Annotated in this window: 25 protein-coding genes; 21 read left to right on the top strand and 4 right to left on the bottom strand. The window is 40.5% G+C overall.

Features of this window, described 5'->3' with window-relative positions; translation table 11 throughout:
• Positions 1–24 precede the first annotated feature (24 nt).
• A complete protein-coding gene (locus tag C7972_RS17025) occupies positions 25–606 on the bottom strand; it encodes a fasciclin domain-containing protein (protein ID WP_110357383.1) in 582 nt (193 codons plus the stop codon).
• A 15-nt stretch (positions 607–621) separates the two neighbouring features.
• Entirely contained in the window at positions 622–1,128 is a 507-nt protein-coding gene (locus tag C7972_RS17030; RefSeq protein ID WP_110357384.1) for a cytochrome c, read from the bottom strand.
• A 608-nt stretch (positions 1,129–1,736) separates the two neighbouring features.
• Between C7972_RS17030 and C7972_RS17035 the strand changes: the two genes are divergently transcribed.
• From C7972_RS17035 to C7972_RS17060, 6 genes are all read left to right on the top strand, one after another.
• Positions 1,737–2,216: an acetyl-CoA carboxylase biotin carboxyl carrier protein subunit gene (locus C7972_RS17035; RefSeq protein WP_110357385.1), complete on the top strand. Its 480-nt coding sequence runs from the start codon at positions 1,737–1,739 to the stop codon at positions 2,214–2,216.
• Between the two features lie 13 nt (positions 2,217–2,229).
• Positions 2,230–3,705, top strand: coding sequence for an acetyl-CoA carboxylase biotin carboxylase subunit (accC, locus tag C7972_RS17040; RefSeq protein ID WP_110357505.1), 1,476 nt, complete (start codon positions 2,230–2,232; stop codon positions 3,703–3,705).
• Positions 3,706–3,735: 30 nt separating this feature from the next.
• Positions 3,736–5,277 (top strand): acyl-CoA carboxylase subunit beta, encoded by a 1,542-nt coding sequence (locus C7972_RS17045; protein WP_110357386.1) that lies wholly within the window; start codon positions 3,736–3,738, stop codon positions 5,275–5,277.
• A 43-nt stretch (positions 5,278–5,320) separates the two neighbouring features.
• Complete coding sequence (locus tag C7972_RS17050) at positions 5,321–6,187, top strand: acyl-CoA thioesterase II (RefSeq protein WP_110357387.1); 867 nt, start codon at positions 5,321–5,323, stop codon at positions 6,185–6,187.
• A gap of 388 nt (positions 6,188–6,575) precedes the next feature.
• Positions 6,576–6,746 (top strand): DUF6747 family protein, encoded by a 171-nt coding sequence (locus C7972_RS24340; RefSeq protein ID WP_309148932.1) that lies wholly within the window; start codon positions 6,576–6,578, stop codon positions 6,744–6,746.
• A 380-nt stretch (positions 6,747–7,126) separates the two neighbouring features.
• Entirely contained in the window at positions 7,127–8,341 is a 1,215-nt protein-coding gene (locus C7972_RS17060) for a DNA polymerase IV (RefSeq protein ID WP_110357389.1), read from the top strand.
• A 338-nt stretch (positions 8,342–8,679) separates the two neighbouring features.
• Here the strand turns inward: C7972_RS17060 and C7972_RS17065 are convergent, their stop codons facing one another.
• Positions 8,680–9,312: a 7-carboxy-7-deazaguanine synthase QueE gene (locus C7972_RS17065; protein WP_110357390.1), complete on the bottom strand. Its 633-nt coding sequence runs from the start codon at positions 9,310–9,312 to the stop codon at positions 8,680–8,682.
• Positions 9,313–9,645: 333 nt separating this feature from the next.
• On the opposite strand from C7972_RS17065, the gene C7972_RS17075 reads away from it, so the two are divergent.
• The 6 genes from C7972_RS17075 (at position 9,646) to C7972_RS17100 (ending at position 14,972) form a co-directional block, all read left to right on the top strand.
• A complete protein-coding gene (locus tag C7972_RS17075; protein ID WP_110357392.1) occupies positions 9,646–10,110 on the top strand; it encodes a hypothetical protein in 465 nt (154 codons plus the stop codon).
• Between the two features lie 280 nt (positions 10,111–10,390).
• Positions 10,391–10,849 (top strand): GNAT family N-acetyltransferase, encoded by a 459-nt coding sequence (locus C7972_RS17080; RefSeq protein WP_181422925.1) that lies wholly within the window; start codon positions 10,391–10,393, stop codon positions 10,847–10,849.
• Positions 10,850–11,090: 241 nt separating this feature from the next.
• Positions 11,091–12,359, top strand: coding sequence for a DNA cytosine methyltransferase (locus C7972_RS17085; RefSeq protein ID WP_110357506.1), 1,269 nt, complete (start codon positions 11,091–11,093; stop codon positions 12,357–12,359).
• The gene (locus C7972_RS17090; RefSeq protein ID WP_110357394.1) at positions 12,356–13,435 is read left to right on the top strand and encodes an HpaII family restriction endonuclease; all 1,080 of its coding nucleotides are present in this window, start codon (positions 12,356–12,358) and stop codon (positions 13,433–13,435) included. The genes C7972_RS17085 and C7972_RS17090 overlap by 4 nt, the downstream gene beginning before the upstream one ends.
• A 268-nt stretch (positions 13,436–13,703) precedes the next feature.
• Entirely contained in the window at positions 13,704–14,120 is a 417-nt protein-coding gene (locus C7972_RS17095) for a DUF3052 domain-containing protein (protein ID WP_258364884.1), read from the top strand.
• A 270-nt stretch (positions 14,121–14,390) separates the two neighbouring features.
• Positions 14,391–14,972: a YdeI family protein gene (locus tag C7972_RS17100; RefSeq protein WP_110357395.1), complete on the top strand. Its 582-nt coding sequence runs from the start codon at positions 14,391–14,393 to the stop codon at positions 14,970–14,972.
• Between the two features lie 140 nt (positions 14,973–15,112).
• Here the strand turns inward: C7972_RS17100 and C7972_RS17105 are convergent, their stop codons facing one another.
• Positions 15,113–16,450: a Gfo/Idh/MocA family protein gene (locus tag C7972_RS17105; RefSeq protein WP_110357396.1), complete on the bottom strand. Its 1,338-nt coding sequence runs from the start codon at positions 16,448–16,450 to the stop codon at positions 15,113–15,115.
• 332 nt (positions 16,451–16,782) lie between these two features.
• On the opposite strand from C7972_RS17105, the gene C7972_RS17110 reads away from it, so the two are divergent.
• The 9 genes from C7972_RS17110 to C7972_RS17150 all read left to right on the top strand — a co-directional run bounded on the left by C7972_RS17110 (position 16,783) and on the right by C7972_RS17150 (position 24,973).
• Entirely contained in the window at positions 16,783–17,211 is a 429-nt protein-coding gene (locus tag C7972_RS17110) for a DUF1801 domain-containing protein (RefSeq protein WP_110357397.1), read from the top strand.
• Between the two features lie 315 nt (positions 17,212–17,526).
• On the top strand, positions 17,527–19,950 hold the full coding sequence (locus tag C7972_RS17115) for a TonB-dependent receptor (protein ID WP_110357398.1): 2,424 nt from the start codon (positions 17,527–17,529) through the stop codon (positions 19,948–19,950).
• 35 nt (positions 19,951–19,985) lie between these two features.
• On the top strand, positions 19,986–21,125 hold the full coding sequence (locus C7972_RS17120) for a PepSY domain-containing protein (protein ID WP_110357399.1): 1,140 nt from the start codon (positions 19,986–19,988) through the stop codon (positions 21,123–21,125).
• A gap of 136 nt (positions 21,126–21,261) precedes the next feature.
• Positions 21,262–22,302 (top strand): alpha/beta hydrolase, encoded by a 1,041-nt coding sequence (locus C7972_RS17125; RefSeq protein WP_110357400.1) that lies wholly within the window; start codon positions 21,262–21,264, stop codon positions 22,300–22,302.
• A 145-nt stretch (positions 22,303–22,447) separates the two neighbouring features.
• Positions 22,448–22,939: a GNAT family N-acetyltransferase gene (locus tag C7972_RS17130; RefSeq protein WP_110357401.1), complete on the top strand. Its 492-nt coding sequence runs from the start codon at positions 22,448–22,450 to the stop codon at positions 22,937–22,939.
• 32 nt (positions 22,940–22,971) lie between these two features.
• Positions 22,972–23,619 (top strand): cation transporter, encoded by a 648-nt coding sequence (locus C7972_RS17135; RefSeq protein ID WP_110357402.1) that lies wholly within the window; start codon positions 22,972–22,974, stop codon positions 23,617–23,619.
• Between the two features lie 125 nt (positions 23,620–23,744).
• Positions 23,745–23,978 (top strand): thioredoxin family protein, encoded by a 234-nt coding sequence (locus C7972_RS17140; RefSeq protein ID WP_110357403.1) that lies wholly within the window; start codon positions 23,745–23,747, stop codon positions 23,976–23,978.
• 70 nt (positions 23,979–24,048) lie between these two features.
• Positions 24,049–24,306, top strand: coding sequence for a DUF2024 family protein (locus tag C7972_RS17145; protein ID WP_258364887.1), 258 nt, complete (start codon positions 24,049–24,051; stop codon positions 24,304–24,306).
• A gap of 55 nt (positions 24,307–24,361) precedes the next feature.
• Positions 24,362–24,973 (top strand): MarR family transcriptional regulator, encoded by a 612-nt coding sequence (locus tag C7972_RS17150; RefSeq protein WP_110357405.1) that lies wholly within the window; start codon positions 24,362–24,364, stop codon positions 24,971–24,973.
• Positions 24,974–25,101 lie beyond the last annotated feature (128 nt).

A 25,101-nucleotide genomic window follows, 5' to 3' on the forward strand; every position in this document is an offset into this window, starting at 1 on the left:
TTAATTGATTATTGAGATTTATTATTATTCTGTTGGGGGCAACATTACCTTATCTACCACGTGTACAATTCCATTGCCCGCAGGTACACTGGCCAAAATTTTGGCGCCACCCACCAATACATCGTCCCCTACTACCTCAACGGTTACGTTCTGATTATTGGCCTGTCCCAATTTTTTAAACTTCATTAAAAATTCCTTGCTGTAATTGCCAGGTGTTACGTGAAACTTTAAAATATTGGCCAAAGCATCCTTGTTTTCCGGTTTTAAAAGGTCCTCCACAGTGCCCTCAGGGAGTGCGGCAAAAGCCGCATTGGTAGGGGCAAAAACCATTAAAGGCCCGGCATTCACCAAAACGTTTTCCAATTCAGCGGCTTGTACCGCCGCCACCAAGGTGGTATGGTCCGGGGAACCAATGGCAATTTGCAGTACATTGGGAGTAGAACCATCTTCACCTATAAAGGCTTGGCCCTGTCTTTCAACTTCCTCCGTTGCAACATTGCCCTGGGTTGGAGCCGTTGCCGACTTTGGTTCGTTCTTACAACCGAACGCAAGGCCCAGCATTAGAAATGATACGATCGTTAATTTTATGTTGGTTGTCTGGAACATAGTATTATATGTTTATTATAAGGTTCTAAAGTATTCCAATACCGCTCTGGCCTGTTCTTCGGTAAGACCTTGATTGGCCATAGGTGCTCCATTGAATTCGGCCAACAAAGCTTTTGCCAAAGGATCTTCCTTTACCATAACTTCAGGATTTAAGATCATATTCATTACCCATTCCGGGCTGCGTCTTTCCAAGACACCTTTTGGGGCAGGCCCTATGAATTTTTTATCTACCCTATGGCAGGCCAAACACATTTGATTGTAAATTTCCTCCCCTTTTTTAGCCATTGCCTGGTCTACTTCCGGCGCCAAGGTTAAGGAAGTAATGGGCCCAATCCCCTTATTGCTTAAATCCACGGTCTCCGAAGCCTTCGGCGCATCTGCCGCAGGAGCTGGTGTAGGTTGTTCCGTAGTGGTTTTTGCCCTGTCCACACTAAATCCTTCCTTTTTCTTTTCTTCCTTACCTCCACAGCCCATCATCAAAACTGAAAAAAGAACTGCGCTACTTTTTAAAATTATTTTCATCACTTTGTTTTTATTTGTTGTTTATAGGTTATTTTTAATTGTCCATAATACTGATTTTAAGCGTTGTTGCCCGTAAAGGCTTACTGTGTAATTTGATATTTTTAACAATTTATTGTGACAAAATTAGGCTCCCATTGAATGAAAAAACATGATATAAATCATATTTAGGATAAAAATGTCCTTTTTTTGATTTTTTGGCTGAACAAGGCCTGTAATATTGCCCCTATTCAAAAACCTATTTTAGAAAACGATCTTAAACAATTGTTTTTCAAAAGACTACCCCTTCATTCCATAGATCTAGCTATATTGGAAAACTAGGAATTGGTACAGCAGTATCTGTCTTTTAAATCTTTTACATATCTTAGTAAAAGCTGTTAAACAGAAACATTTGTTGTTGGTGGTCCCGATAATTTTTAGGGCCATTTCAATATACTTTCAATCTTAATATTGAAGGTCCAAATACAGGATTTAATAGGAATTGCAATAATGTTGAAGGCTGTAATGTCAGTTTACATTTAGGCGAAACTATTTGATCCCTAATTTTTTTGAATACTAATCGCCCAGTGTCTTTATAAAACAAGCCTTGGCCCAATTGTGAACCCGTATTTATGGTGAACTACGATATTACTATCGATAAGGAAAAAATCGTTTTAAATCCGGAGGATTCAACATCCTTGGATCTGGTTGCCATAGGCAATCGGCAGTTTCATGTCCTTAGGCACAACCGCTCTTATACAATCAAAATCTTGAATACCGATTTTGCCAAAAAAACCATGACCATAGAGGTAAATGGCAATGCTTATGAAATGGTCCTAGCAGACGAGTATGATCAAATGGTCCGCAAAATGGGATTGCTGACCGCCCAAGTCCACAAAATAAATAGTATTAAAGCCCCTATGCCCGGACTAATCATAGATATTATGGCCACCATAGGACAAAAGGTAGAAGCGGGCACTCCCTTGATTGTACTTTCGGCCATGAAAATGGAAAATATAATCACTTCCGGTGGGGAAGGCGTTATCAAAAGTATAAATGTAGAAGTGAACGATACTGTTGACAAAGGACAACTAATTATTGAAATGGAATAGCCTTAGTATGGAGATTAAAAAAATATTGGTAGCCAACCGTGGAGAAATAGCATTGCGCATCATGCGTACCGCCCAAAAGATGGGAATAAAAACAGTTGCGGTTTATTCTGATGCCGATAGGAAGGCTCCCCATGTACGATTTGCCGATGAAGCCGTGCATTTGGGAAATTCACCTTCTTCAGAATCCTACTTGAATATGGACAAAATTATGGGAGCAGCCATACAGACCAAAGTCCAAGCGATCCATCCAGGGTATGGCTTTTTAAGTGAGAACGCCGTTTTTGCCCAGCTGGTAGCCGATAACGGAATAACCTTCATTGGCCCTAAACCCCATGCCATAAAGGTAATGGGCAATAAATTAGCGGCCAAGGAGGCCGTAAAGGCTTACAATATTCCCATGGTACCCGGAATTGAAGAGTCTATTACCGATATTTCCCTGGCTCAGACGGTTTCCGAAGAGATAGGTTTTCCTATTCTAATAAAAGCCTCCGCAGGTGGTGGTGGTAAAGGAATGAGGGTGGTGCAAGAACCATCGGAACTACCGGAGCAAATGGAACGTGCCATCAGCGAGGCCAAGGCAGCCTTTGGAGACGGTGCCGTCTTTCTGGAAAAATATATTGAATCCCCTAGGCATATAGAAATCCAGATATTGGCCGATAATTATGGCAACATGGTACATCTTTTTGAAAGGGAGTGCAGTATACAAAGGAGACATCAAAAGGTAGTGGAAGAAGCCCCATCGGCCATATTGACCCCACAAATAAGAGCCGCCATGGGCGAAGCTGCCATACAAGTAGCCAAGGCCTGCGATTATGTAGGGGCAGGAACGGTGGAATTTCTCCTGGACCGTGATAAAAATTTCTATTTTCTGGAAATGAACACCCGCCTACAGGTAGAACATCCAGTAACGGAATTAATTACCGGTATGGATTTGGTGGAGCAACAGATCAAAATTGCCAGAAATGAAAAACTGGGCTTTTCACAACAAGATCTAAGTATTGAAGGGCATGCTTTGGAAGTTAGGGTCTATGCCGAGGATCCATTGGACAATTTTCTACCCAGCATGGGTACCTTGGAAACCTATAAGCGTCCGGAGGGCAAAGGAATAAGATTGGATGACGGTTTTGAGGAAGGAATGGAGATACCCATTTTTTACGATCCCATGTTGGCCAAATTGATCACCTATGGTAAAGACAGGGCAGAAGCCATTCAACTAATGATCAGAGCCATATCCGAGTATAAGATAAAGGGGATATCCACTACCCTGGCCTTTGGTAAGTTCGTTTGTGAACACCAAGCCTTTACCTCAGGGGAATTCGACACCCATTTTGTTAAGAATTTCTATACTCCGGAACTGTTGCAACAACAATACGCTGAGGAGCGGAAAATCGCGGCCATGGTAGGATTGAAACTATTTTTGGAATACAAGGACAAACTAAAAGTGCCCGGTAGCGAAAACTCCAATTGGCCCTTAAAACGGACCCAATGATAAGCAACCAATGGTATAAAGCATTATTTAATGAAGGAAAACATAAGAAAGCTCGAAGATAAAATTGCCCAAGCCAAATTGGGTGGCGGTCAAAAACGCATTGAAACCCAGCATTCCAAAGGCAAGCTTACGGCCCGTGAACGAATTCATTTTCTGTTGGACGAGGGTTCTTTTGAAGAGTTGGGTGCCCTGGTGACCCATAGGACCAAAGACTTTGGTATGGGCAAGCAAATATTTTATGGAGATGGGGTAGTCACGGGCTATGGAACCATTGCCGGTAGAAAGGTCTGTGTTTTTGCCCAGGATTTCACCGTATTTGGAGGTTCACTTTCCGAGACCCATGCCGAAAAAATATGCAAGGTAATGGATATGGCCATGAAAATAGGAGTGCCTATAATTGGCTTGAACGATAGCGGCGGCGCAAGAATACAGGAAGGGGTAAGATCCCTGGGCGGCTATGCCGATATCTTTCATAGGAATGTAATGGCTTCTGGGGTTGTCCCGCAAATATCCGCCATTATGGGTCCCTGTGCAGGGGGAGCGGTCTACTCCCCGGCTATGACCGACTTTACCCTGATGGTGGAAAATTCGAGCTATATGTTCGTCACCGGGCCCAATGTGGTCAAAACCGTGACCAATGAGGCGGTAAGCTCGGAAGAATTGGGCGGGGCCATGACCCATGCCACCAAATCCGGGGTTACCCACTTTACCGCGGAAAACGACTTGGAGTGTATTGCGCAGATAAAGGAACTTATTGGTTTCTTGCCCCAAAATTGCGAGGAAGTACCAAAGCCCCTCCCCTATTCCCTAAATACCGAAATCAGGGAAAAACTGGAAACCATTGTACCGGACAATTCCAATCAGCCCTATGACATGAGGCATATCATCAATGAAATCATAGACGATTCCCCATTCTTTGAGGTCCATAAGCATTATGCAGAAAATATAGTTGTGGGCTTTGCCAGATTGGCCGGTAAAAGTATTGGGATCGTTGCCAATCAGCCCATGATTCTGGCCGGGGTTTTGGACGTGAACAGTTCCAAAAAAGCGGCCCGCTTCACCCGTTTTTGTGATTGTTTCAATATTCCCCTTTTGGTATTGGTAGATGTCCCCGGATTCCTTCCAGGCACCGATCAGGAATGGAACGGTATAATCACCAATGGCGCCAAGCTGCTCTATGCCCTCAGTGAAGCCACGGTTCCGAAAGTAACCGTTATTACCAGAAAGGCCTACGGGGGCGCCTATGACGTTATGAACTCCAAACATATAGGGGCCGACCTTAACTATGCATGGCCTGGTGCCGAAATTGCGGTCATGGGTGCCAAAGGGGCCAGTGAGATTATCTTTAGGAAAGAGATCATCTCGGCGGAGGATCCAGAGGCCAAGCTAAAGGAGAAAGAAGAGGAATACGCCCATAAGTTCGCCAATCCCTATAGTGCAGCTGAAAGAGGGTTTATAGATGAAGTGATCCTTCCCAAGGATACCCGCAGGAAATTGATAAAAGCCTTCGCGCTTCTAGAAAATAAAGTGGCACATCTGCCCAAGAAAAAGCATGGAAACATACCTTTGTAATAGTATCCCAAAACTTAACGCAATTTTGAATCGATAACAGAACATGAGCAACTTAGAAGAACTTATTCAATTATTAACCTTGGAGAGAATCAATGACAATACCTTTGTAGGGCAGAACTATCAGGCTCCATGGGGCCGTGTTTTTGGAGGACAGGTGCTGGGCCAGTCATTGCACGCTGCCTACCAAACAGTCTCCGATGATAAGATGGCCCACTCCATGCACGGGTATTTTATTCTAGGGGGAGACCTGAGCATTCCCATTACCTATGAAGTAGATTGTCTGAGGGACGGACGTAGTTTTACCACACGTAGGGTGGTGGCAAAACAAAACGGCAAGGCCATATTTAATATGGCGGCATCCTTTCAGGTCAGGGAAGATGGCGTAGAGCACCAGATTACCATGCCCAATTTAATTACCCCCAAAAAGTTGATGAACAGTTTGGAGCAAATTGAGGAAATGAAAAAAACGGATCCGGACTCCTATAATCTTATAAAGCTTACCCATCCCAAGGTTTTTGAGTTTAAACCGGTTGAACGCCTAACCGCCCTGCTTGCTAAAAATGGCCCCCCATTCAACCATATGTGGATGCGCGCCACAGAAAAGGTAAAAGCCGATTTACCCCTACAACAGCAATTATTGGCATATGCCTCCGATTACAACATTCTTACCACCGCCTCCCTCCCCCATCGCGAAGAACTTAGAAAAGGGAAGACATTTTATGCCAGTATAGACCATGCTATTTGGTTCCATCGCGATTTTAAAATAGACGAATGGCTTTTGTACACCATGGACAGTCCCAGCGCTTGTAATTCCAGAGGTTTTTCCAGAGGCAGTATCTTTGACAGAAATGGTGTTTTAGTGGCCTCCGTAGCACAGGAAGGATTAATGCGCAATACACAGCTAGGCTAATACTGTTAACAAATAGGTTCCTAATGATTAATAAAGCACTTTTCACCTAATTGGAAGGTGCTTTATGGTATTAAATTTTTAGCGCTGCCCAGTTGCGCACAAATTGATATCCTTACTTTTCCTAGGGGTGGATTTTGGTCCGATCTTCCTTCATCCAAATGTTTTCGGACTATCATAGACCAACTACAATCCGCCAAACTACCATTAACATCCTTGAAATACTATTTGCCTTCAGGACCCCAACTGCGGTTTATCCTAGGTAAGCAACCATTCACCCGAACAAAAATTTTCCATCCGTTTTTTAACCATTATTTGTTCCTTTTGACCACTAAATTTCCATCCAAGCTATGGCTGGGCGAATTTTGCCCTGTAACATTAAATAAAAGATATGAAAACATTATTACTCGTTAAAGAAATTTATTCAGAAGGATTTAGAAACATTGGCAACATTATTGTCAGAAATTATTTCAAAGCATTCATGTGGTTCAGCGTGGCTATGTTTACCGTAGTGTTATACGCTTTCATTTTTAGATTGGCCACTGGATTTGTTTGGGATTAATTAAGAATAATTGCATTAATCAATATGAAAGGTATGCAGTATTTAAGGGAATTATTGGTAGGAAAAAGCGATGGAATTGAAATTCCAGTAACGCTAAAATTGTTATTGATATTGGTATTCCTTTGCTTTTTCCTTGCCTTGTTCTCAATTTTACTATACACCTTTGAATAGTATTGTTTTATTACAAGACATGAGGTTCTGCAAACTTTCAATTTTAGACTATTTTTTTGATGTTATATAGTTCCCCCAGCTAGAACAATATAATCCTGACCTGTTTTTATGATGTTGATCCAATGACAAGTCGTTCTTAAATAAATTATGGATATTATCCAAAATAATGGAAATATTCCATAGTTTAGCATACCTTTTTTTGGTGTGCAATGAACAAAACAATACTTCATTTGGATTTGGATACCTTTTTTGTATCCGTAGAGCGACTTCAGGACAGTAAATTGGAGCATAGGCCCATACTCGTTGGGGGGGTTAGCGACAGGGGCGTGGTGGCTGCATGCAGCTACGAGACCAGAGGTTTTGGAGTGCATTCCGGCATGCCTATGAAAATGGCAAAGGAACTCTGTCCGGAAGCCATCATCATAAAAGGGAACGCGGGAACCTATAGCAAACATTCGGATATCGTAACCGATATTATCAAAGAGCAGGTACCGGTCTTCGAAAAATCGAGCATAGATGAATTTTATGCAGATCTTACGGGGATGGACCGGTTTTATGGTTGCCACCAATATTCCACCGAACTTCGCCATAAAATTATCAAGGAAACCGGACTTCCCATTTCCTTTGGCCTGTCGGTAAACAAGGTAGTATCCAAAGTAGCTACCAATGAGGCCAAACCCAACAATGAACTGAAGATAGATATAGGCCATGAAAAACCTTTTTTAGCGCCTTTATCCATAAAAAAAATACCAATGGTAGGGGACAAAACCTACCAGACCCTAAGGAATTTGGGATTGCGGCAAATAAAGACCATCCAAGAAATGCCCATGGATATGATGCAGCGGGTATTGGGCGCCAATGGGGGCGTAATTTGGAAACGGGCCAATGGTATAGACAACACCCCTGTTATCCCTTTTTCCGAACGCAAATCTATTTCCACCGAACGTACTTTTGAGAGGGATACCATAGATGTCATTAAACTGCGGGGAATCCTTATTGCCATGACCGAGAATCTGGCCTATCAGTTGCGGAGGGGAAAAAAGCTTACCGCCTGCATTGCCGTAAAAATCCGTTATTCGGATTTCAACACCTATTCCAAACAATTAAAGATTCCGTACACCAGTGCAGACCATATCCTGATTCCCAAGATTTTGGACCTGTTCAATACACTTTACAACAAAAGATTGTTGATTAGATTGATCGGCATTCGTTTCAGTCATTTGGTCCATGGCAATTACCAAATAGATCTATTTGATGATACCGAGGAAATATTAAACCTATACAGCGCCTTGGACAAGATTAGGGAACGCTATGGGGACAAGAGCGTTATAAGGGCCTCCGGCATGGATGCCAAGACCATTGGCAGGATGCACAATCCGTTCAACGGACAACCCCCTATTGTTTTGGCACATCGGAAACTGTGAGCGGTGGAGAGTAAACAGTGAACAGTAGGCAGTCTTCAGTAATCATATTGAGGAGTGAAAAAAAAAAAAAAAGAATCTAGAACCTAGAGACTAGAGACTAGAAGATATAAATCGAAGTAGGCAGCAAAACTCGTAATCACGCTCAAAAAAAGCTCCTTCCCCTAACTAGGCCTGTCCCGCGTTTTCGCGGGAGGTTAAGGTGGATCCTCAACTATCAGGCGAGGAGACGGAAGGGGTACCAGTTTACGGTTTAGGAAATGGGTTTTTAATCACTAGTGAGTCCCGTATTCAAAGAACTTTAACTTTGAACTTTCCATCTTTGAACCTTCAATTACCGTCTACGGTATATTCAAATACTTATGCGTTTGGAGCGACACTTTCCACTTTGGGTTTTGCATAACATAATCTACTATCCACGGAGTTACCTTGTCCCTAACGCTCCATTCCGGCTGCAGGTACAAAATACAATCCTTATTGGTCTTTGCCGCCTGCTCCTCTGCAAAAATAAAGTCGTGCTTATTGTACACGATCATCTTTAGTTCGTGCGCCTTATCATAGATAATGCCTTCCGGCAACTTGTTCTTCTTAGGGGAAAGACAGATCCAGTCCCATGTTCCGGAAAGCGGGTAAGCTCCGGAAGTTTCTATATGGGTCTTTAGGTTCTTGGCCCTTAGGGCTGCCGTAAGGGGCCCCATGTCCCAGGTAAGGGGTTCTCCCCCGGTAATGACTATGGTATCGGAATATTTGGCCGCATTGGTTACAATATGGTCTATCCCCGTGGGTGGGTGGGTTTCCGCATTCCAACTTTCCTTAACATCGCACCAATGGCACCCCACGTCGCAACCGCCCACACGAATAAAATAAGCTGCGGTCCCCTTGTGGAAACCTTCGCCCTGAATAGTGTAAAACTCCTCCATTAAAGGAAGCATAAGGCCTTGATCAACCAACGCTAAAACATCTTCTTTTACCATGGCGCAAAGATAGAAAATACCCCGCTCCACCACTACTAATTAAGAAAAAGATATTTCGGCAGGGCCCAATCCCTGCTTTTTAAGTAAACTACCTCGGGGCAAGCCCGTGAGGCATTCGTAGGAAACGAACTTTAATTTTCGAGGCAAGCCTCGGGGTATTATACCCTTTGGCGGTGCCAATAAAATTGTAAATTAATCCTTTATAAGTGCCCGAGGAATACACCTTAGGTTTGTGTTTGTAAATAGGTATGCCCAGAGTACCATCTACGGTTATGGTATGCCATTTGAAGCAACTAAACAAGAGGTTCTGCATCTTCCCAATAAAACACTCTTATGAAGAAAATAATTTTAATCCTATTTATAATTGGAATTACAATATCCTGTAACAACGATGGTGGTATTACCATAACCAAACAGAACTATTTAATTTTCGGCCATTTCTATGGAGAGTGTGGAGGAGAAGCTTGTGTGGAAACTTTTAAGCTAACCGACCAAAAATTGTTTGAAGATACCGTAGACGATTATTCGGGGCAACACATGGAATTCGTGGAATTGGAAGACGCAAAATTTGAACAGGTTAAGGATTTGGTCAATTTTTTCCCCTATCGACTTCTCCATGATACTGAAACTGTTTTTGGTTGTCCGGATTGTGCTGACGGTGGAGGACTATTTATTCAATACTCAAATAATGGAAATGTAAAAAGTTGGAGAATTGACCAGGATAAAAATAACGTCCCAAGTTATTTACATGAATTTATGAATAAAGTAAATGTAAAAATTGAATTGATAAATCATTAAAAACTACTTACCATAAATCCTATTGACAATACGTCCGTACCTCCTTGTTGCAGGCTTTGCGCATTTTTATGTAAGCAGAAAAACTTGGGGATTCTGCTTTGTACAAAAAAAGTAAAAACTAAAATCCGGCCGAAATTGGTATTCGGACACGGGTTGGGGCAGGTATAAAGATTAACCTCCAGTACTGTTTCTACCTACTATAACGCTAGCAGCATTTTATAAAGATATGATTAGACCCTACAAACCTGCTGATAAAGAGATTTTATTAAAAATCTTCAACTTGAACATACCTATTTTTTTTGACAAAAACGAAATAGAGGATTTTGAAAAATATCTAGATCAAAACGCACAAACCTATTTGACCGTTGAAGTAGATAATACTATTGTTGGCGGAACTGGATATTATATTAATGAAAAGGATGCCTCTGGACGAATAACGTGGATTTTTTTTGACCCAAGTTATTCCGGAAAAGGATTGGGAAAACAATCGGTAGAGCATTGTTTAAAAATATTAAGTAAAGATAAAAGGGTAGAAAAATTGATTGTAATAACATCCCAACTTACCTATAAGTTTTTTGAAAAATTTTATTTTAATATTCATCGAATCGAAAAAAATTACTGGGGGGGGGGGGGGGGGGGGGGGGGGGGGGGGGGGCTGGACCTGTATGAAATGGAAATGTCCAATGAAGAAAAGTCAGCAGCCGACAACCATAATTCAGTGCCGCTCATAAATTTATAGATATTCCCTGATTATAATAGGCTCGATGAGTATAATCAAAAAAGCCCTCCCGATATTTTAGCAAATCTGATTTTTTGTCGATACCACACCCATTGTACAAAAACCACAAGAACTGTTTGTTTGTGCCAACACTTTAGCTAGTTTAAATGAATTGTTGAAAAATGTCTCGTAAATTCCATAAGTGACCAAACAAAATAAACCTTTAATCGCTATCTTGCAAGAACAAATCTGAATGCAACAAATGGAATTAGAAGAACGCATAAACATTGAAGACTTTGATGACACTACAAGCAAAATTAGACTAATAGAGTCAGAAAACGAGCAGAAAGCTTCCTTTACCCATTATTTGCACAATCACAAAAACGGTGTTTCCCAGTTCTATAAAAAAGATGCTATTGAACATGTTAAGGATGTTTTAGAAAAAAAATATCCCGAGAATAAAATTTCACATCAATCGGCGGAAGAAGCACTACAATATTTACTATACGATTTCAAAAATTCAGTCCCGTTTCCTGAGCCTAAAATTCAAAAATTCAAATTTATTGACCTCTTTGCAGGAATTGGTGGATTTAGATTGGCTCTCCAAAATCTTGGAGGAAAGTGTGTTTTTACAAGCGAATGGGACAAATATTCCAAACGGACTTACCAAGCAAATTTTGGAGAAGTGCCTTTTGGAGATATAACTAAGCCTGAAACAAAAAGTTATATCCCAGATGGATTTGACGTTCTGTGCGCTGGCTTTCCCTGTCAAGCTTTTTCAATAGCTGGCAAAAGAGGTGGTTTTGAAGATACTCGCGGTACACTATTTTTTGACGTTGCGGAGATCATCAAGAAAAAACAACCAAAGGCAATATTTTTAGAAAATGTTAAAGGTCTTCGAAGTCACGATAGAGGTAAAACTTTGTCGACAATTTTAAATGTACTTAGAGAAGATTTGAACTATTATGTTCCTGAACCCCAAGTAATAAATGCTAAAGAATTTGGGGTTCCCCAAAACAGAGAACGAATTTTCATTGTTGGCTTTAGAAAAGATTTAGGAATTTCGGAATTCCAATATCCGGAACCTATTGATGAAAAGGTAGTTTTAGAAGATATTTTAGAAGAAGATGAAGTGTCCGTGAAATACTACTTATCAACAACTTATATCGACACACTTCGTAAGCATCGAGCAAGACATGAAAGTAAAGGCAATGGGTTTGGCTATGAAATAATCCCTAATGATGGAATCGCCAATGCCGTAGTTTGTGGGGGAATGGGTCGCGAAAGAAATCTTATCCTAGATGACAAACTAACAAACTTCAAACCTGTAACAAAAATATCCGGCGAAGTCAACCGTGAGGGAATTAGAAAAATGACTCCTAGAGAATGGGCTAGACTACAAGGTTTTCCTGATGAATTTAAAATTGTTGTTTCAGACCAACAGGCTTATAAACAGTTTGGTAATTCTGTTGCAGTTCCTGCTATTCAAGCAACAGCTGAAAAAATTATTGAGAAACTTAGCTGCAAATGATAACAGGTAATAAAGGCGAATGGAGCGAGGTTTACACACTTCTTAAAATAATTTCAGACAAAAAATTATTTGCTGGAGACAGTGACTTAAAAAAGCTCGAAAGCCTAATTTTTCCTATAATTAAAATATTAAGAGACGAATCCAACGGCACTTACGAATATGGTTATTTAAGCGACTTAGTTATCATAAAAGGGAATGCTGAAGAGTTTAGAATACCAATTACACAGTTTAAAGAGAAAGCCGCTATATTACTTTCAAAATTAAAAGAATCAACTACTGCAACTTTTTCAATTCCTGAAATTGAGACTTTCATGAATTCTTTTAACTGTGTTTCACTTAAAGCTAAATCTTCTGTAAAAAGTGATATTAGAATTGTAATCCACGATCAAAGAACAGGAACAACCCCTGAATTGGGTTTCAGTATAAAATCACAACTGGGGGGTGCTTCTACCCTATTGAATGCAGGAAAAACAACCAATTTCGTCTATGAAATTGAGCATACTATTTTATCCGAGCAACAAATTCAGACAATTAATGGTATAGATTCAAGAAGCAAAATCAAAGATAGAATAGAAAAGCTTGAGGAGTTTTCAGGTGCATTAAGATTTAGACAAACAGAAAGTTCGGTTTTTGGTAATAATCTAACCTTGATTGATAGTGCTTTGCCTAATATTCTTGCCGAGATAATTCTTCTGTTTTTCACATCAAGCCATTCTAAAACAATTGATTTAGTAAATGAAATTTCAAGGTTAAATCCGCTTGAATTTAATCTGGAAACAAATCACCCCTACTATTCATATAAAATTAAACGCTTCTTGACGGACATTGCCTTGGGTATGATGCCTTCAAAAGTTTGGACAGGAGAACTTGATACAACAGGTGGATATTTAGTTGTCAAGGAAAACGGAGAAATATTATGCTACCACATTTATAACCGGAACGAATTTGAAGACTATTTGCTGAACAATACCAAACTTGAAACAGCAAGCAGCACAAGACATGATTTCGGAACAGTTTACGAAGCGAATGGCAAACAGCTTTTTAAACTGAACTTGCAAATTAGATTTTTGAAGTAAGACATTTATTACTAAAAAGTTAGACAACTTAGTATTAAAGAATAGGCCAAGTACAATTGAATATTTGGGAATAAAAATGTGCTCGCATACACATCCATCTAGCGCCAGCCTGTCCTCCTCCTAAACACAAGACAAACCAAAAGGATAAGACCACACCTTTTCCAAGTTTTTTTTATATTTAAATTAGTTTAACCCCTAAGCTGTTAATTATTGGTACGCCCTTACCCCAATACAAAAGGTTGGCATACATGTTTTTAAATACATTCCTATGATGGAGACTGCAGGTTATTCAGGAACTCCCTTGGCCAAAAAGCTGGGAATTAAAGAAGGTTACACCATAAGACTTATAAACCCTCCCGATTATTATTTTCAACTCTTTAGTGATTTACCCCCTGGGATCAATGTTATACCCCACTTAAAGACCAAGAAGGATTTTATACATTTTTTTGCCAAAACAGTGACCGAACTTCATAACAACCTTCCAACAATGCGGCAAGAAATAGAGCAAAACGGGATTATATGGATTTCCTGGCCCAAAAAATCCTCCAAAGTACAAACGGAACTTAATGGCAATACGGTTAGGGAAATAGGCCTAAAATATGGTCTTGTGGATATAAAGGTCTGTGCAGTGGACGAAATTTGGTCCGGACTAAAATTCGTTATCCCTGTTAAGGACAGGAAATAATTCCAAATGTCCCATAACACAAAGCTCCCCTTCCATGGACTAAAAATTTGTCCAACATTCACCTTTTTAATAAAGCCCAATTCCCCCAGCTGCCACCACCAATTTTTGCTTAAATGCAAGAGCTTCTTACCTATTTTATAGGGAACGCCCACCAACCCCAATCACATCATATATCCAAAACATTTATACTATTTGCCGAAAATTCATAATTTAGTACCTACACCCATTACTAATTGCTCGGTTATAATCCACATTCAAAAATCCTACCTTATGAATCCAAAAGTAGTTGATAGATTTTTAGATAGGGCTAAAAAATGGAACCAGGAAATGACCTTGTTGAGGGAAATCTGCCTGGAGTGTGGCCTTACGGAAGAATTTAAATGGATGCACCCCTGTTATACGTTTCAAGGCAAAAATGTTGTTTTAATTCACGATTTTAAAGCGTATTGCGCCCTTCTTTTTCACAAAGGAGTTCTGCTGAAGGACACCAACAACATCTTGACCCAACAAACCGAGAACGTACAATCTGCCCGTCAAATTCGCTTTACAGGCCTACAGCAGATCATTGATCTAAAATCTACCATCAAAGCCTATATTTTCGAGGCCGTTGAAGTAGAAAAAGCGGGATTGGAAGTGCCTATGAAAAAGACTTCCGAATTTAAAATGCCCAATGAACTTAAAAAGGCCTTGGATAATGATCCCGATTTAAAAGCTGCTTTCCAAGGCTTAACACCGGGAAGACAAAGGGGGTATTTGCTGTATTTCTCACAAGCCAAGCAATCGGCCACAAGAGCTAACAGGGTTGAAAAATATATATCCAAAATTCTCCAGGGCAAAGGATTAAATGACTAGTGATAGTGAGTGAGATAAACAAGCTCCCATTCCATAACTTATTATAAATAAACAATGCCCAGGATCCAAGAGCCTGGGCATCGTTTTTACACTATCGAACCATTGTGTTACAATGGTGGTCATTAGGGAGCTACCGCTTCCTATACGTTCTCAGGAACTTCAAATCCTTCCCTATAATCACGTCTCAACATTTTATCCGCTTCTGGGTCGTTTATGAACGACTCGGATTTTGGATTGAATGTAAGGACACGATCCAGTCTATAGGCAATATTGCCCAAGTGTGCCAAGCCCGAAGAAAGGTGGGCTGTTTCTACCGGCCCGTTCAGGATCGTTTTGTCGCGCTTGCGCACTGCCTCTATAAAATTGGCAAAATGTCCGTCCGTACCTCCGTTACCTCGGTCCATTCCGGTTCCAGATTCTCCGCCATCCTCGCCAGATTTCCCTGGTGTCCTGTCCTTGCCTAGATACGTCTTATACTTATCGTAGCCATCTACTACCAAAATACCCTTATCTCCGTAGAAAATGTTCCCCACGGTGGCACCTTCCTCGGTGTTGGTGCACCAAGGCCGTACTTCAAACTGTATGATCTTTCTTTCTTCCGGGTAGTTATATACCGAGGTAAGCACTTCCGGCACCTCCTTACAATCGTCCCAAAGGTACTTACCGCCCATAGAGGTAATCTTTGTTGGAAGCCCTACATCCAAGCCCCACATACATAGATCGGTTTCATGTATACCTTGGTTCCCTACATCCCCATTGCCATAATCCCAATGCCAGTGCCAATTGTAGTGCACCAAATTTCTGGTAAATGGCCGTTTTGGCGCTGGTCCGGTCCACAGGTCATAATCTATTCCTGCCGGTACGGGAGAGAAACCTTGGTCCCCGATATCACCTCTCCAACGAAAAACAATACCCCTGGCCATATAAACCCTTCCTATATATCCATCGCGCATCAAATTAATAGCCTCGTTCACGGCAGGGGAACTTCTTAATTGCACCCCGTGCTGTACAATACGATCATATTTTGCAGCTGCCTCTACCATTTTACGACCTTCCCAGATGTTGTGCGACCCTGGTTTTTCAACATAGGCATCCTTTCCGGCCTGACAGGCCCAAATTACAGAAAGGGCGTGCCAGTGGTTTGGCGATGCAATACTCACCACGTCTATATCTTTATTGTCCATGACCCTACGAAGATCTTGCTCCAAGGCAACATCCTTTTTATAGGTTTCCTTAAACGATTTTTGGCGATCCCTTAATAAGTTCATATCCGGATCGCACAAGGTGGTAACCTGCACATTTTTTTGTGCCATAAGGCCTTGAATATGACTTTTTCCACGGCCATTGACCCCTAAAACCGCCGCATTAATACGGTCGTTGGCCCCAAAGACTGTGGATGAGATTATAGTAGGTGCCGCAATAACGGCAGAACTGGCCACGGCCGTTCTTTTGATAAATGATCTTCTCGTAGATTTCATTTGCAATTATATTTACGTTAACTATTTATTTTATAGACATTATACCAAAGTCTGACCTATAATTCCCAAACCGGTTTAATCCTTTAAGCAACCAGGCGCCCATTCGGAATTTTTGTGTTTTGGGCCAACATTTACAATTCATGTAAAATATACCTCATCTCCTTTTGCATGAAAGTTAGCATTATTTTTTTATTCGTTAACGTTAACAAGAATAGTTTTTTGTTATTTTTTTAAACTTTGGATGTGGATTATTAATATTCATGGTACTTTTATTTAACAACCTTGTATTAATTTAATTTATCCATTACCTTTCTTTATTTAAATTTTAGGTTATGAAAGATTTACGGTTTAAGACCGATAGCAGGGTTGAATCGGTTTTCAATAATTACCCTCCAGAAATCCGTAAAAAATTAGAAATCCTGAGATCCCTGATCATTGAATCCGCCCAAAATATTGAAAGCCTCAGCTTGCTTGAAGAAACCCTTAAATGGAGCGAGCCCAGTTATATAGCTAAAAATGGCAGTACCATCAGAATAGATTGGAAACCAAAAAATCCGGATCAATATGCCATGTACTTCCAATGCACCAGCAAATTGATACCCACCTTTAAAATGGTGTATCACAATATGTTTAGGTTCGAGGGCAGCAGAGCTATTATTTTTCATTTGAAGGACAGCATCCCCAAAAAGGAATTGCAGGCTTGCATTACCGCTGCCCTCACCTATCACCAAGTGAAGCACTTACCCACCTTGGGCTTGTAGGTTCCATTAGAGATATTCTTGGCCGCTACCTACAACCAACCCCCTCCAAAAAAAGTTTATCCAACCCTAACGCCTACCCCTATATCTGAAAGCAATGGGTGAAGAAATCGCACATCATAGCCGCAATCACTATCCATATTCAGCTAAAACAACTGAAATCATCATTGGATTCAACCTTACAACAAGTCATTACCCCTTGATAATCAAGTCTTAATATATTCTTATTTAGATTTAATATAAATAATTTGGTCAATTCAATTCTTCAAGATATTTTTGCGCTCAAATCACTATTTATTATTAGTCTAAATAAAAACCATGAAATTTCAATTAGCCTTTTTGCTTCTTTTAACCACCACCTCAATTGCATTTTCACAAAGCGCAACCATAAGTGGGACCATAACGGACAACACCCAAATTCCTTTATTCGGAGTAAACATTATTGTACAGAACTCTGAAAAAGGAACCCAGAGCAATGAAAATGGATATTTCGAAATCAAAGGACTGGACAATGGAGACCACACCCTTAGTATTTCCTATTTGGGTTTTAAGACCAGGGTTATTGCGTTTTCCATTGTAAACAACAATTCCTTAGATCTAAGGAATATTGTTCTGTACGAAGGAAACGAAATATTGGGCGAGGTTGTCGTTGAAGGGGAGCGCATTAATAAATTCTCTAGAAAGAAAACGGCCTATGTATCCAAGCTACCTCTAAAAGACATTGAGAACACCCAGGTGTATAACACGATTACCACCGATCTTTTGGAATCACAAATAGTGACCAATTTTGACGATGCCCTTAAGAATGCCGCCGGTGTAGAGAACTTATGGACCTCCACGGGTCGTGGTGGAGACGGCGCTGGATACTATTCCATGCGTGGGTTCTCCGTTCAGCCACAATTGGTCAATGGTCTGCCAGGCTTAACCAACGGTACCATAAATCCTGCCAATATAGAACGTATAGAGGTGTTAAAGGGACCTTCGGCAACCCTATTTGGCAATGCCGTTAGTTCCTATGGCGGACTCATTAATGTTGTGACCAAAAAACCCTATATAGGTACGGGAGGAGAACTTTCCTTTACCTCTGGTACCTACGGATTAAATCAGATAACGGGCGATTTTAATACTGCTATCAATAAAAGTGAAAATCTTTATTTTAGGATCAATACCTCCTACTCCACGGAACAGAGTTTTCAGGATGCCGGTTTTAGAAAGTCATTTTTTGTTGCCCCTTCCCTTTCCTACAAGGTAAACAACAAATTATCCTTCTCCTTCTACGGAGAAATTACACAGGCGGAACAGACCAATCCTACATTTCTATTTTTAAATCGAGGCGCCCCAACCGAGGCCCAAAATCTTGAGGAATTGGGCTACAACAACAAACTATCCTTTACTAGTAATGACTTGACTTTGGAGAATCCTACCCAGAATTATAGGATTGAAATGGATTATAAATTGTCCGATACTTGGCAATCGCAAACCCTTCTTTCCAAAAGTTCCACCTCTACCAAAGGATACTATTCCTACCTATACGATTATGGAATTTTAGGGAACGATACCTTCACAAGATTTATCAATAAACAAAACGCCAATACTCAGACCACGGACATCCAGCAAAATTTTATAGGCGATTTCAAGATTGCCTCCCTTAGGAACCGAGTGGTAATTGGCCTGGATTATTTCAATGCTACGGAAATCAACAATAGTACCGGCTATGCCTTCTATGGCAATGTAACTCCAGAGGGCGGATCCAATGGGGACAATCCCTTTACCGTTGCGGTAGAAACCGATTCTTATGCCCTCTCCACGGCAGCAGTAGATGCCGTTCTATCTACACAGGCCGTAGGGAACATTAAATCTAAATATCACATCTATAGCCTTTATGCCTCCGATGTCCTAAATATCACCAATAAGCTTTCGGCAATGCTTGGACTGCGTATAGATCGTTTTGACAATGAAGGCAATTTGTCCAATGTGGACGATGATTATGATCAAACCACCCTGTCCCCCAAGTTTGGATTGCTTTACCAACCCCTCTTGGATGAACTTTCCATCTTTGCCAATTACCAAAACGGATTTACCAATGTTGCCCCACAATTGATAGGAGATCCGGACGCGGGACCACAGACCTTGGAAACATTTGATCCAGAACAGGCCAATCAGTTGGAATTTGGTGTTAAGACCAACCTTTTTAACAACAGGTTAAATGCAACCATTAGTTACTACGACATTAAGGTCAAGGACCGTGTCATTACCGATCCCTCTTCTCCCTTCAACAAAATTCAAGGCGGGGAAGTGGAAAACAAAGGTTTTGAAATAGAAATCAACGCCAACCCCGTTAAAGGTTTGAACCTAAGGGCCGGCTTTAGTAATAACGATAGTGAGACCATCAAATCTGACAATGCCGAGATTTTGAATCGAAGACCTCTTGAGGCAGGTCCTGAAACACAGTATAATTTTTGGGCCAACTATGAGTTGCAAGAGGGTACATTGGACGGTTTTGGAATGGGTCTTGGGTTTAACGGCGCAAGTGAGCGTTTTGCCATAAACTATGCCTCTACAGGAGAATTTATCCTACCAAGCTATACCATTGCCAATGCCTCCCTTTATTACCAGGCCCACAAGTATCGCATTGGCCTAAAACTAAATAATGCGTTCAACAAAGAATATTACAAAGGCTGGTCCACGATCAACCCTCAGACACCTAGAGTCTTGTTGGCCAACTTTACGTACAAGTTTTAGACAGAACATCAACATCAACCATCAAAAGCTTAGCTATGAAATTTAGAAAATTCTTATTTGAACTTCATAAGATATTGGGGCTCACTACAGGTGTAGTTGTCTTTATCGTAGCCATTACCGGCTGTTGCTGGGCATTCAGGGATGAGATTGAAAGTCTTTATGATGACTATAAAAAGGTGACCCCCCAAAACAAGCCTATACTTACCCCTACAGAGGCCAAAATGTATGCCAAGGAAGTGTTTCCCGATAACCACATACATGGAACCCTGTATAAAAAGGCGGATGATGCCATTGAGGTAATTTTTTATGATCCAAAGCCAGAATTTTATCAAAGTGTTTTTCTAAATCCATATACTGGCAACGTGATACAGGTGGATGATCATTTGTCCGGGTTTTTTGCTTTTATATTAAAAGGTCATATGCGGTTATGGTTGCCAAAAGAAATTGGGGAGCAGGTAGTTGGAGCTTCCATACTTATTTTTATGTTGATCATAATTTCGGGTATCTTCCTTTGGATACCTAAGAAGCGTAAAAATCTAAAACAACGTTTAAAGTTCAATTGGAAAGATACTACGCGTTGGAAACGAAAGAACTTTGACCTTCATGCAATCATCGGTTTTTATATATGCTCCCTAGCACTGATCCTTGCCTTTACGGGTTCGGTAATGTCTTACAACTGGATGAAATATGTTCTGTACAAGTCGTTGGGAGGGGAAAAGGAGGCGGCATTTATAATTCCTGAAAATATTGGTTCTCCAAGCCAAAGCGAAGGTGTGTTGCCGATAGACCTTCTTATTCCCAAACTGCAGGCAGCATCTCCCAATGCAGAAAGTTTTGAACTTCACTACCCCACGAGCGCGGATGCAAGTATTTATGTGGAAGTCTCCAATAGCTCTGGATTATACTACGATTCGGACTTTCGCTTTTTTGACCAATACACCCTGGAGGAAATTGAGACTCCGGGCATTTATGGCAAATATGAAAATGCCAAGTTAGCGGATAAAATACTGCGTATGAATTATGACATCCATATCGGGGCCATAGGGGGAATTGCTGGTAAAATAATTGCCTTTTTGGTGAGCCTCCTTACCGCCAGCCTTCCGGTTACCGGAATTTTATTATGGTATGGAAGAACCTATAAAAAGAAAAATACTCTGGTAAAAATGGAGGCCTAGCACCAAACAAAAAAATATTGTAAATTAATACCTTCCTTCCTCCTTTGTGGATGAATTTGGAAGCAGTGATAAATACAATAACGATACAAACCGATATTATATCAATAAAGTGCCCTGTATCTAAAAACCAAATTATATGAAAAATGCGGTCTTCAGTATTTTAACTTTATTGATTACTGCTTTTTCCATGGCCCAAACCAAATCCATCAATGAAAGAAAATTTATTTCTTTAGGTGGTTTGGAACAGTGGATTACTATAAAAGGTGATGACATTTCGAAACCGGTAATTCTTTTCATCCATGGTGGTCCTGGCAGTACAATGAGTCAATTCACCAATGCCATGTATGGCGAATGGGAAAAGGACTTTATTTTGGTGAATTGGGACCAAAGAGGAGCCGGAAGAACTTATGGCCGTAATTTACCCCCAAACGTCACTGAAGATTACTGGATAGAGAACCCATTAACAGTAGAGCAGATGACCAAAGATGGAATTGAGCTCACCAAATACCTTATTAACTATTTAAACAAGAAAAAAGTTATTCTCATAGGTACCTCCTGGGGTTCTATCCTGGGTACGGAAATGGCGTTGGATCACCCTGAACTTTTTCACGCCTACATTGGAAATTCCCAATTCGTTAATTTCTCGGAAAACATTGATTTTGCCTATCATAAAGTTTATGGGTTGGCCAAAAAAGAGAATGATATTGAGAGTATTCAAAAACTTGAATCCCTAGGGATTCCACCTTACAACAATGCCAAAAAATATGGTCAATTGTTGCAGGTCGTAAAAAGTTACGAAAGAAAAAACACCCAACCTGTGCCTAATACGTGGTATAAATTGGAAGCTGAATACGATAATGAAAAAGATAGTAAGGATAGGTATGATGGAGATGATTATTCATTTCTACATTTAGTTGGTCATGAAAAACTCAACATAAAATCCATGGTATCTGAAATTGATTTCAACAAAAATGCCTTGAATTTTAAACTTCCCATTTATTATATACAGGGGGAAGAGGACATACTTACCTCCAAAGAGCTTAACAAACCATATTTTGACCAAATAAAAGCTCCGATAAAGGAATATTTTCTAATACCTGATGCCGGTCATGGCCAAAACCAATCGGTGGTTGACAAACAATTTGAGGTTGTAAACAAATTTAAATCGAGCCATTAGCAGATAACCACAGGTAGCATGCATAAAAATAAATGCCCACAGCAACTTCTCCTTGACGACAAGCTCAATCCTTTCGGCCAAGGAAGGCCTATGAGCAACAGCTTTTTTGAACCAGCTCTACGCTTAAACAATTATTAGATCCATTATGAAACCCAACATCGAAATAAAACCGGCCCTAACGGCGACCGACTTCCTAGAGGCAAAAGAGTTGATTTTGGAATATGTAGACTGGTTGGGCATTGATCTATCGTTTCAAAATTTTGATCAAGAAATGGCAGGCCTGCCCAAAATGTACAACCCTGGGGATGGTGGATTATTTATTGCACAAATAAATGGGGAAGCCGTTGGCATTGCCGGTATCCGTAGATTCAACGAGCAGGATTGTGAAGTAAAAAGAATGTATGTAAAGCCCCAAAGCAGAGGCATGGGCATAGGGCAATTGTTACTGAAGCAATGTCTGGATACCGCTAGGAAACTTGAATACAAAAGTGTGAAATTGGACACGGCGGATTTTATGAAATCGGCCATAAAACTCTATACGGACCATGGTTTTGAGGAAATCCCCGCCTACCGGCATAACCCTCACGAATCTGCCAAGTATTTTGAATTGGATTTGACCAAGAACTTCAATTTTTAAACAACCACTTAAGGACAACTATACCTCGCAAAATGAAAAATATAATTGCGGATACAGAAAATAACCGCCTGTACAAACTGGCCCTTGGATTTGCCTTGTTCACCATAATCTACAATGTTGCCGAGGGCCTAATCTCTACCTACTTAGGTTTTGAGGACGAAAGCCTGGCGCTGTTCGGGTTTGGTGCGGATAGTTTTATAGAGGTCATCTCCGGTATTGGAATAGCACACATGATCCTAAGAATCCAAAAAAAACCTGAAAGTAACAAGGATGTTTTTGAACGTACCGCTTTGAGGATAACAGGATTCGCCTTTTATACTCTTGTGGCAGCCTTGGTATTCACTAGCCTGTACAACATATGGATTGGCCACAAACCTATAACCACCTTTTGGGGCGTTGTCATATCCATAGTCTCCATTGCCATTATGTGGATGCTTGTCCTGGGGAAAAGAAAGGTGGGTAAAGAACTAGACTCGGAACCAATCCTCTCCGATGCCAATTGTACTATGGTTTGTGTATATATGTCCATTATCCTGTTAATTAGTAGTGCTTTCTATGAACTGTGGAACATTCCCTATATAGACAGTATTGGTACTCTGGCCCTTTCCTATTTTGCATTTAAGGAAGGAAAGGAATGCTTTGAGAAAGCCCGTAGCAATAAATATTGTGGTTGCGATTGATTTTTAGTGACTAAAGCGAACCTAAGAATAAAGTTCACATATTAAAAATATTGCTTAAAATTTGTTTAGTTAGGATTCCTTACTATATTTGTGGAGCAATAGTGTTTAACTTAAAAATTGGAAGAATGAAAAAATCAGTTTTTTATCACGCAGGATGTCCCGTATGCCTAAGTGCAGAACATGAGATCTTGGAACTAGTAGGAACGGACAATGTGGAAATTGTACATTTCGGAACCAACAAATCCCGTATTCCCGAAGCCGAAAAAGCCGGGGTTAAATCGGTTCCCGCCTTGGTTACCCCCACCGGAAATGTGCTCCACATTAACTTTGGCGCTTCTATGGCAGATGTAAAGGGTTAAAAAAATTTAATTTTACTGGTTAGGATTCCTAATTACCTATCGAGTCATTTCAACAAGAAATACAATAAAGATATCGGTTTGGGACACTTACGTAGCCCGTGAAGATGGTAAGTCCATGCATTTTGACATACTGGTCCCCAGTACAATGGAAGATAAGGACAGGGTTATTAAATACGGGCGTAAATTCCTATCCCATAAGCCGTTCCCAACAGCCGACATATCCTCCAAGAAATGTAAATTCTGCCATATGGAACAGGTTTCAGAGGCCATAGCCGATATTATCATTAAAGAAGGATATTATATCGTAGAAATGGAAAATTGCGAATAATTTAATTAGGATGACTAACTTTGCCTGTCGGGTATAATCCCGACAGGCTTTTTATATGGATAAAAGTATTTTTAATCCGGACCATCAGGAGAACGACGTTTCCAGTAAAATTGTTGCCGGACTTGAACGTATCTCCGAAGCATTCAAGGTTTTGCTCTGGGATAAAGCCAAATTATTGGGATTAAGCCCCATCCAGATCCAGATCTTAATTTTTATTGCCTACCACAAAACCGAATTCTGTAATGTAAGCCACTTGGCCAAAGAATTCAATATTACCAAACCCACTATTAGTGATGCCATTAGGGTATTGGACAAAAAAGGCTTCATTACCAAAAACTACTCCTCCAGCGATAGTAGAAGTTATTCCATTGGCCTCTCTGTAACTGGCCGAGATATTGTGGCCGAAACATCAGATTTTGCCAATCCCTTAAAGAACCAGCTTACCACTATCCATCAGACCGACCTGGAAGCTCTATTCGGAACCCTTGGCAAACTTATCTATCAATTAAATAAAAGCGGCATTCTTACCGTGCAAAGAACTTGTTACGGATGTAAATTCTATAGTAGGAATACCGAACGGGACTATTGCAACTTATTGGATAAAGAATTATTGAATTCGGACATTAGGCTGGACTGCCCTGAATTTGAAGAAAGGCAAATACACTAATTCTTCAGTTCCAATTTATATAATGTTTGCAAAAGCTGAATATCTTCCCTTCACCTTTGTGATATTTGCCAAGATTTAGGATATTTACCGCTTCCAAGTTTTAAGAAAAACTGGCAAATCCAAACCTT

It is taken from the genome of Arenibacter sp. ARW7G5Y1, assembly GCF_003201775.1.
Lineage (GTDB): Bacteria > Bacteroidota > Bacteroidia > Flavobacteriales > Flavobacteriaceae > Arenibacter.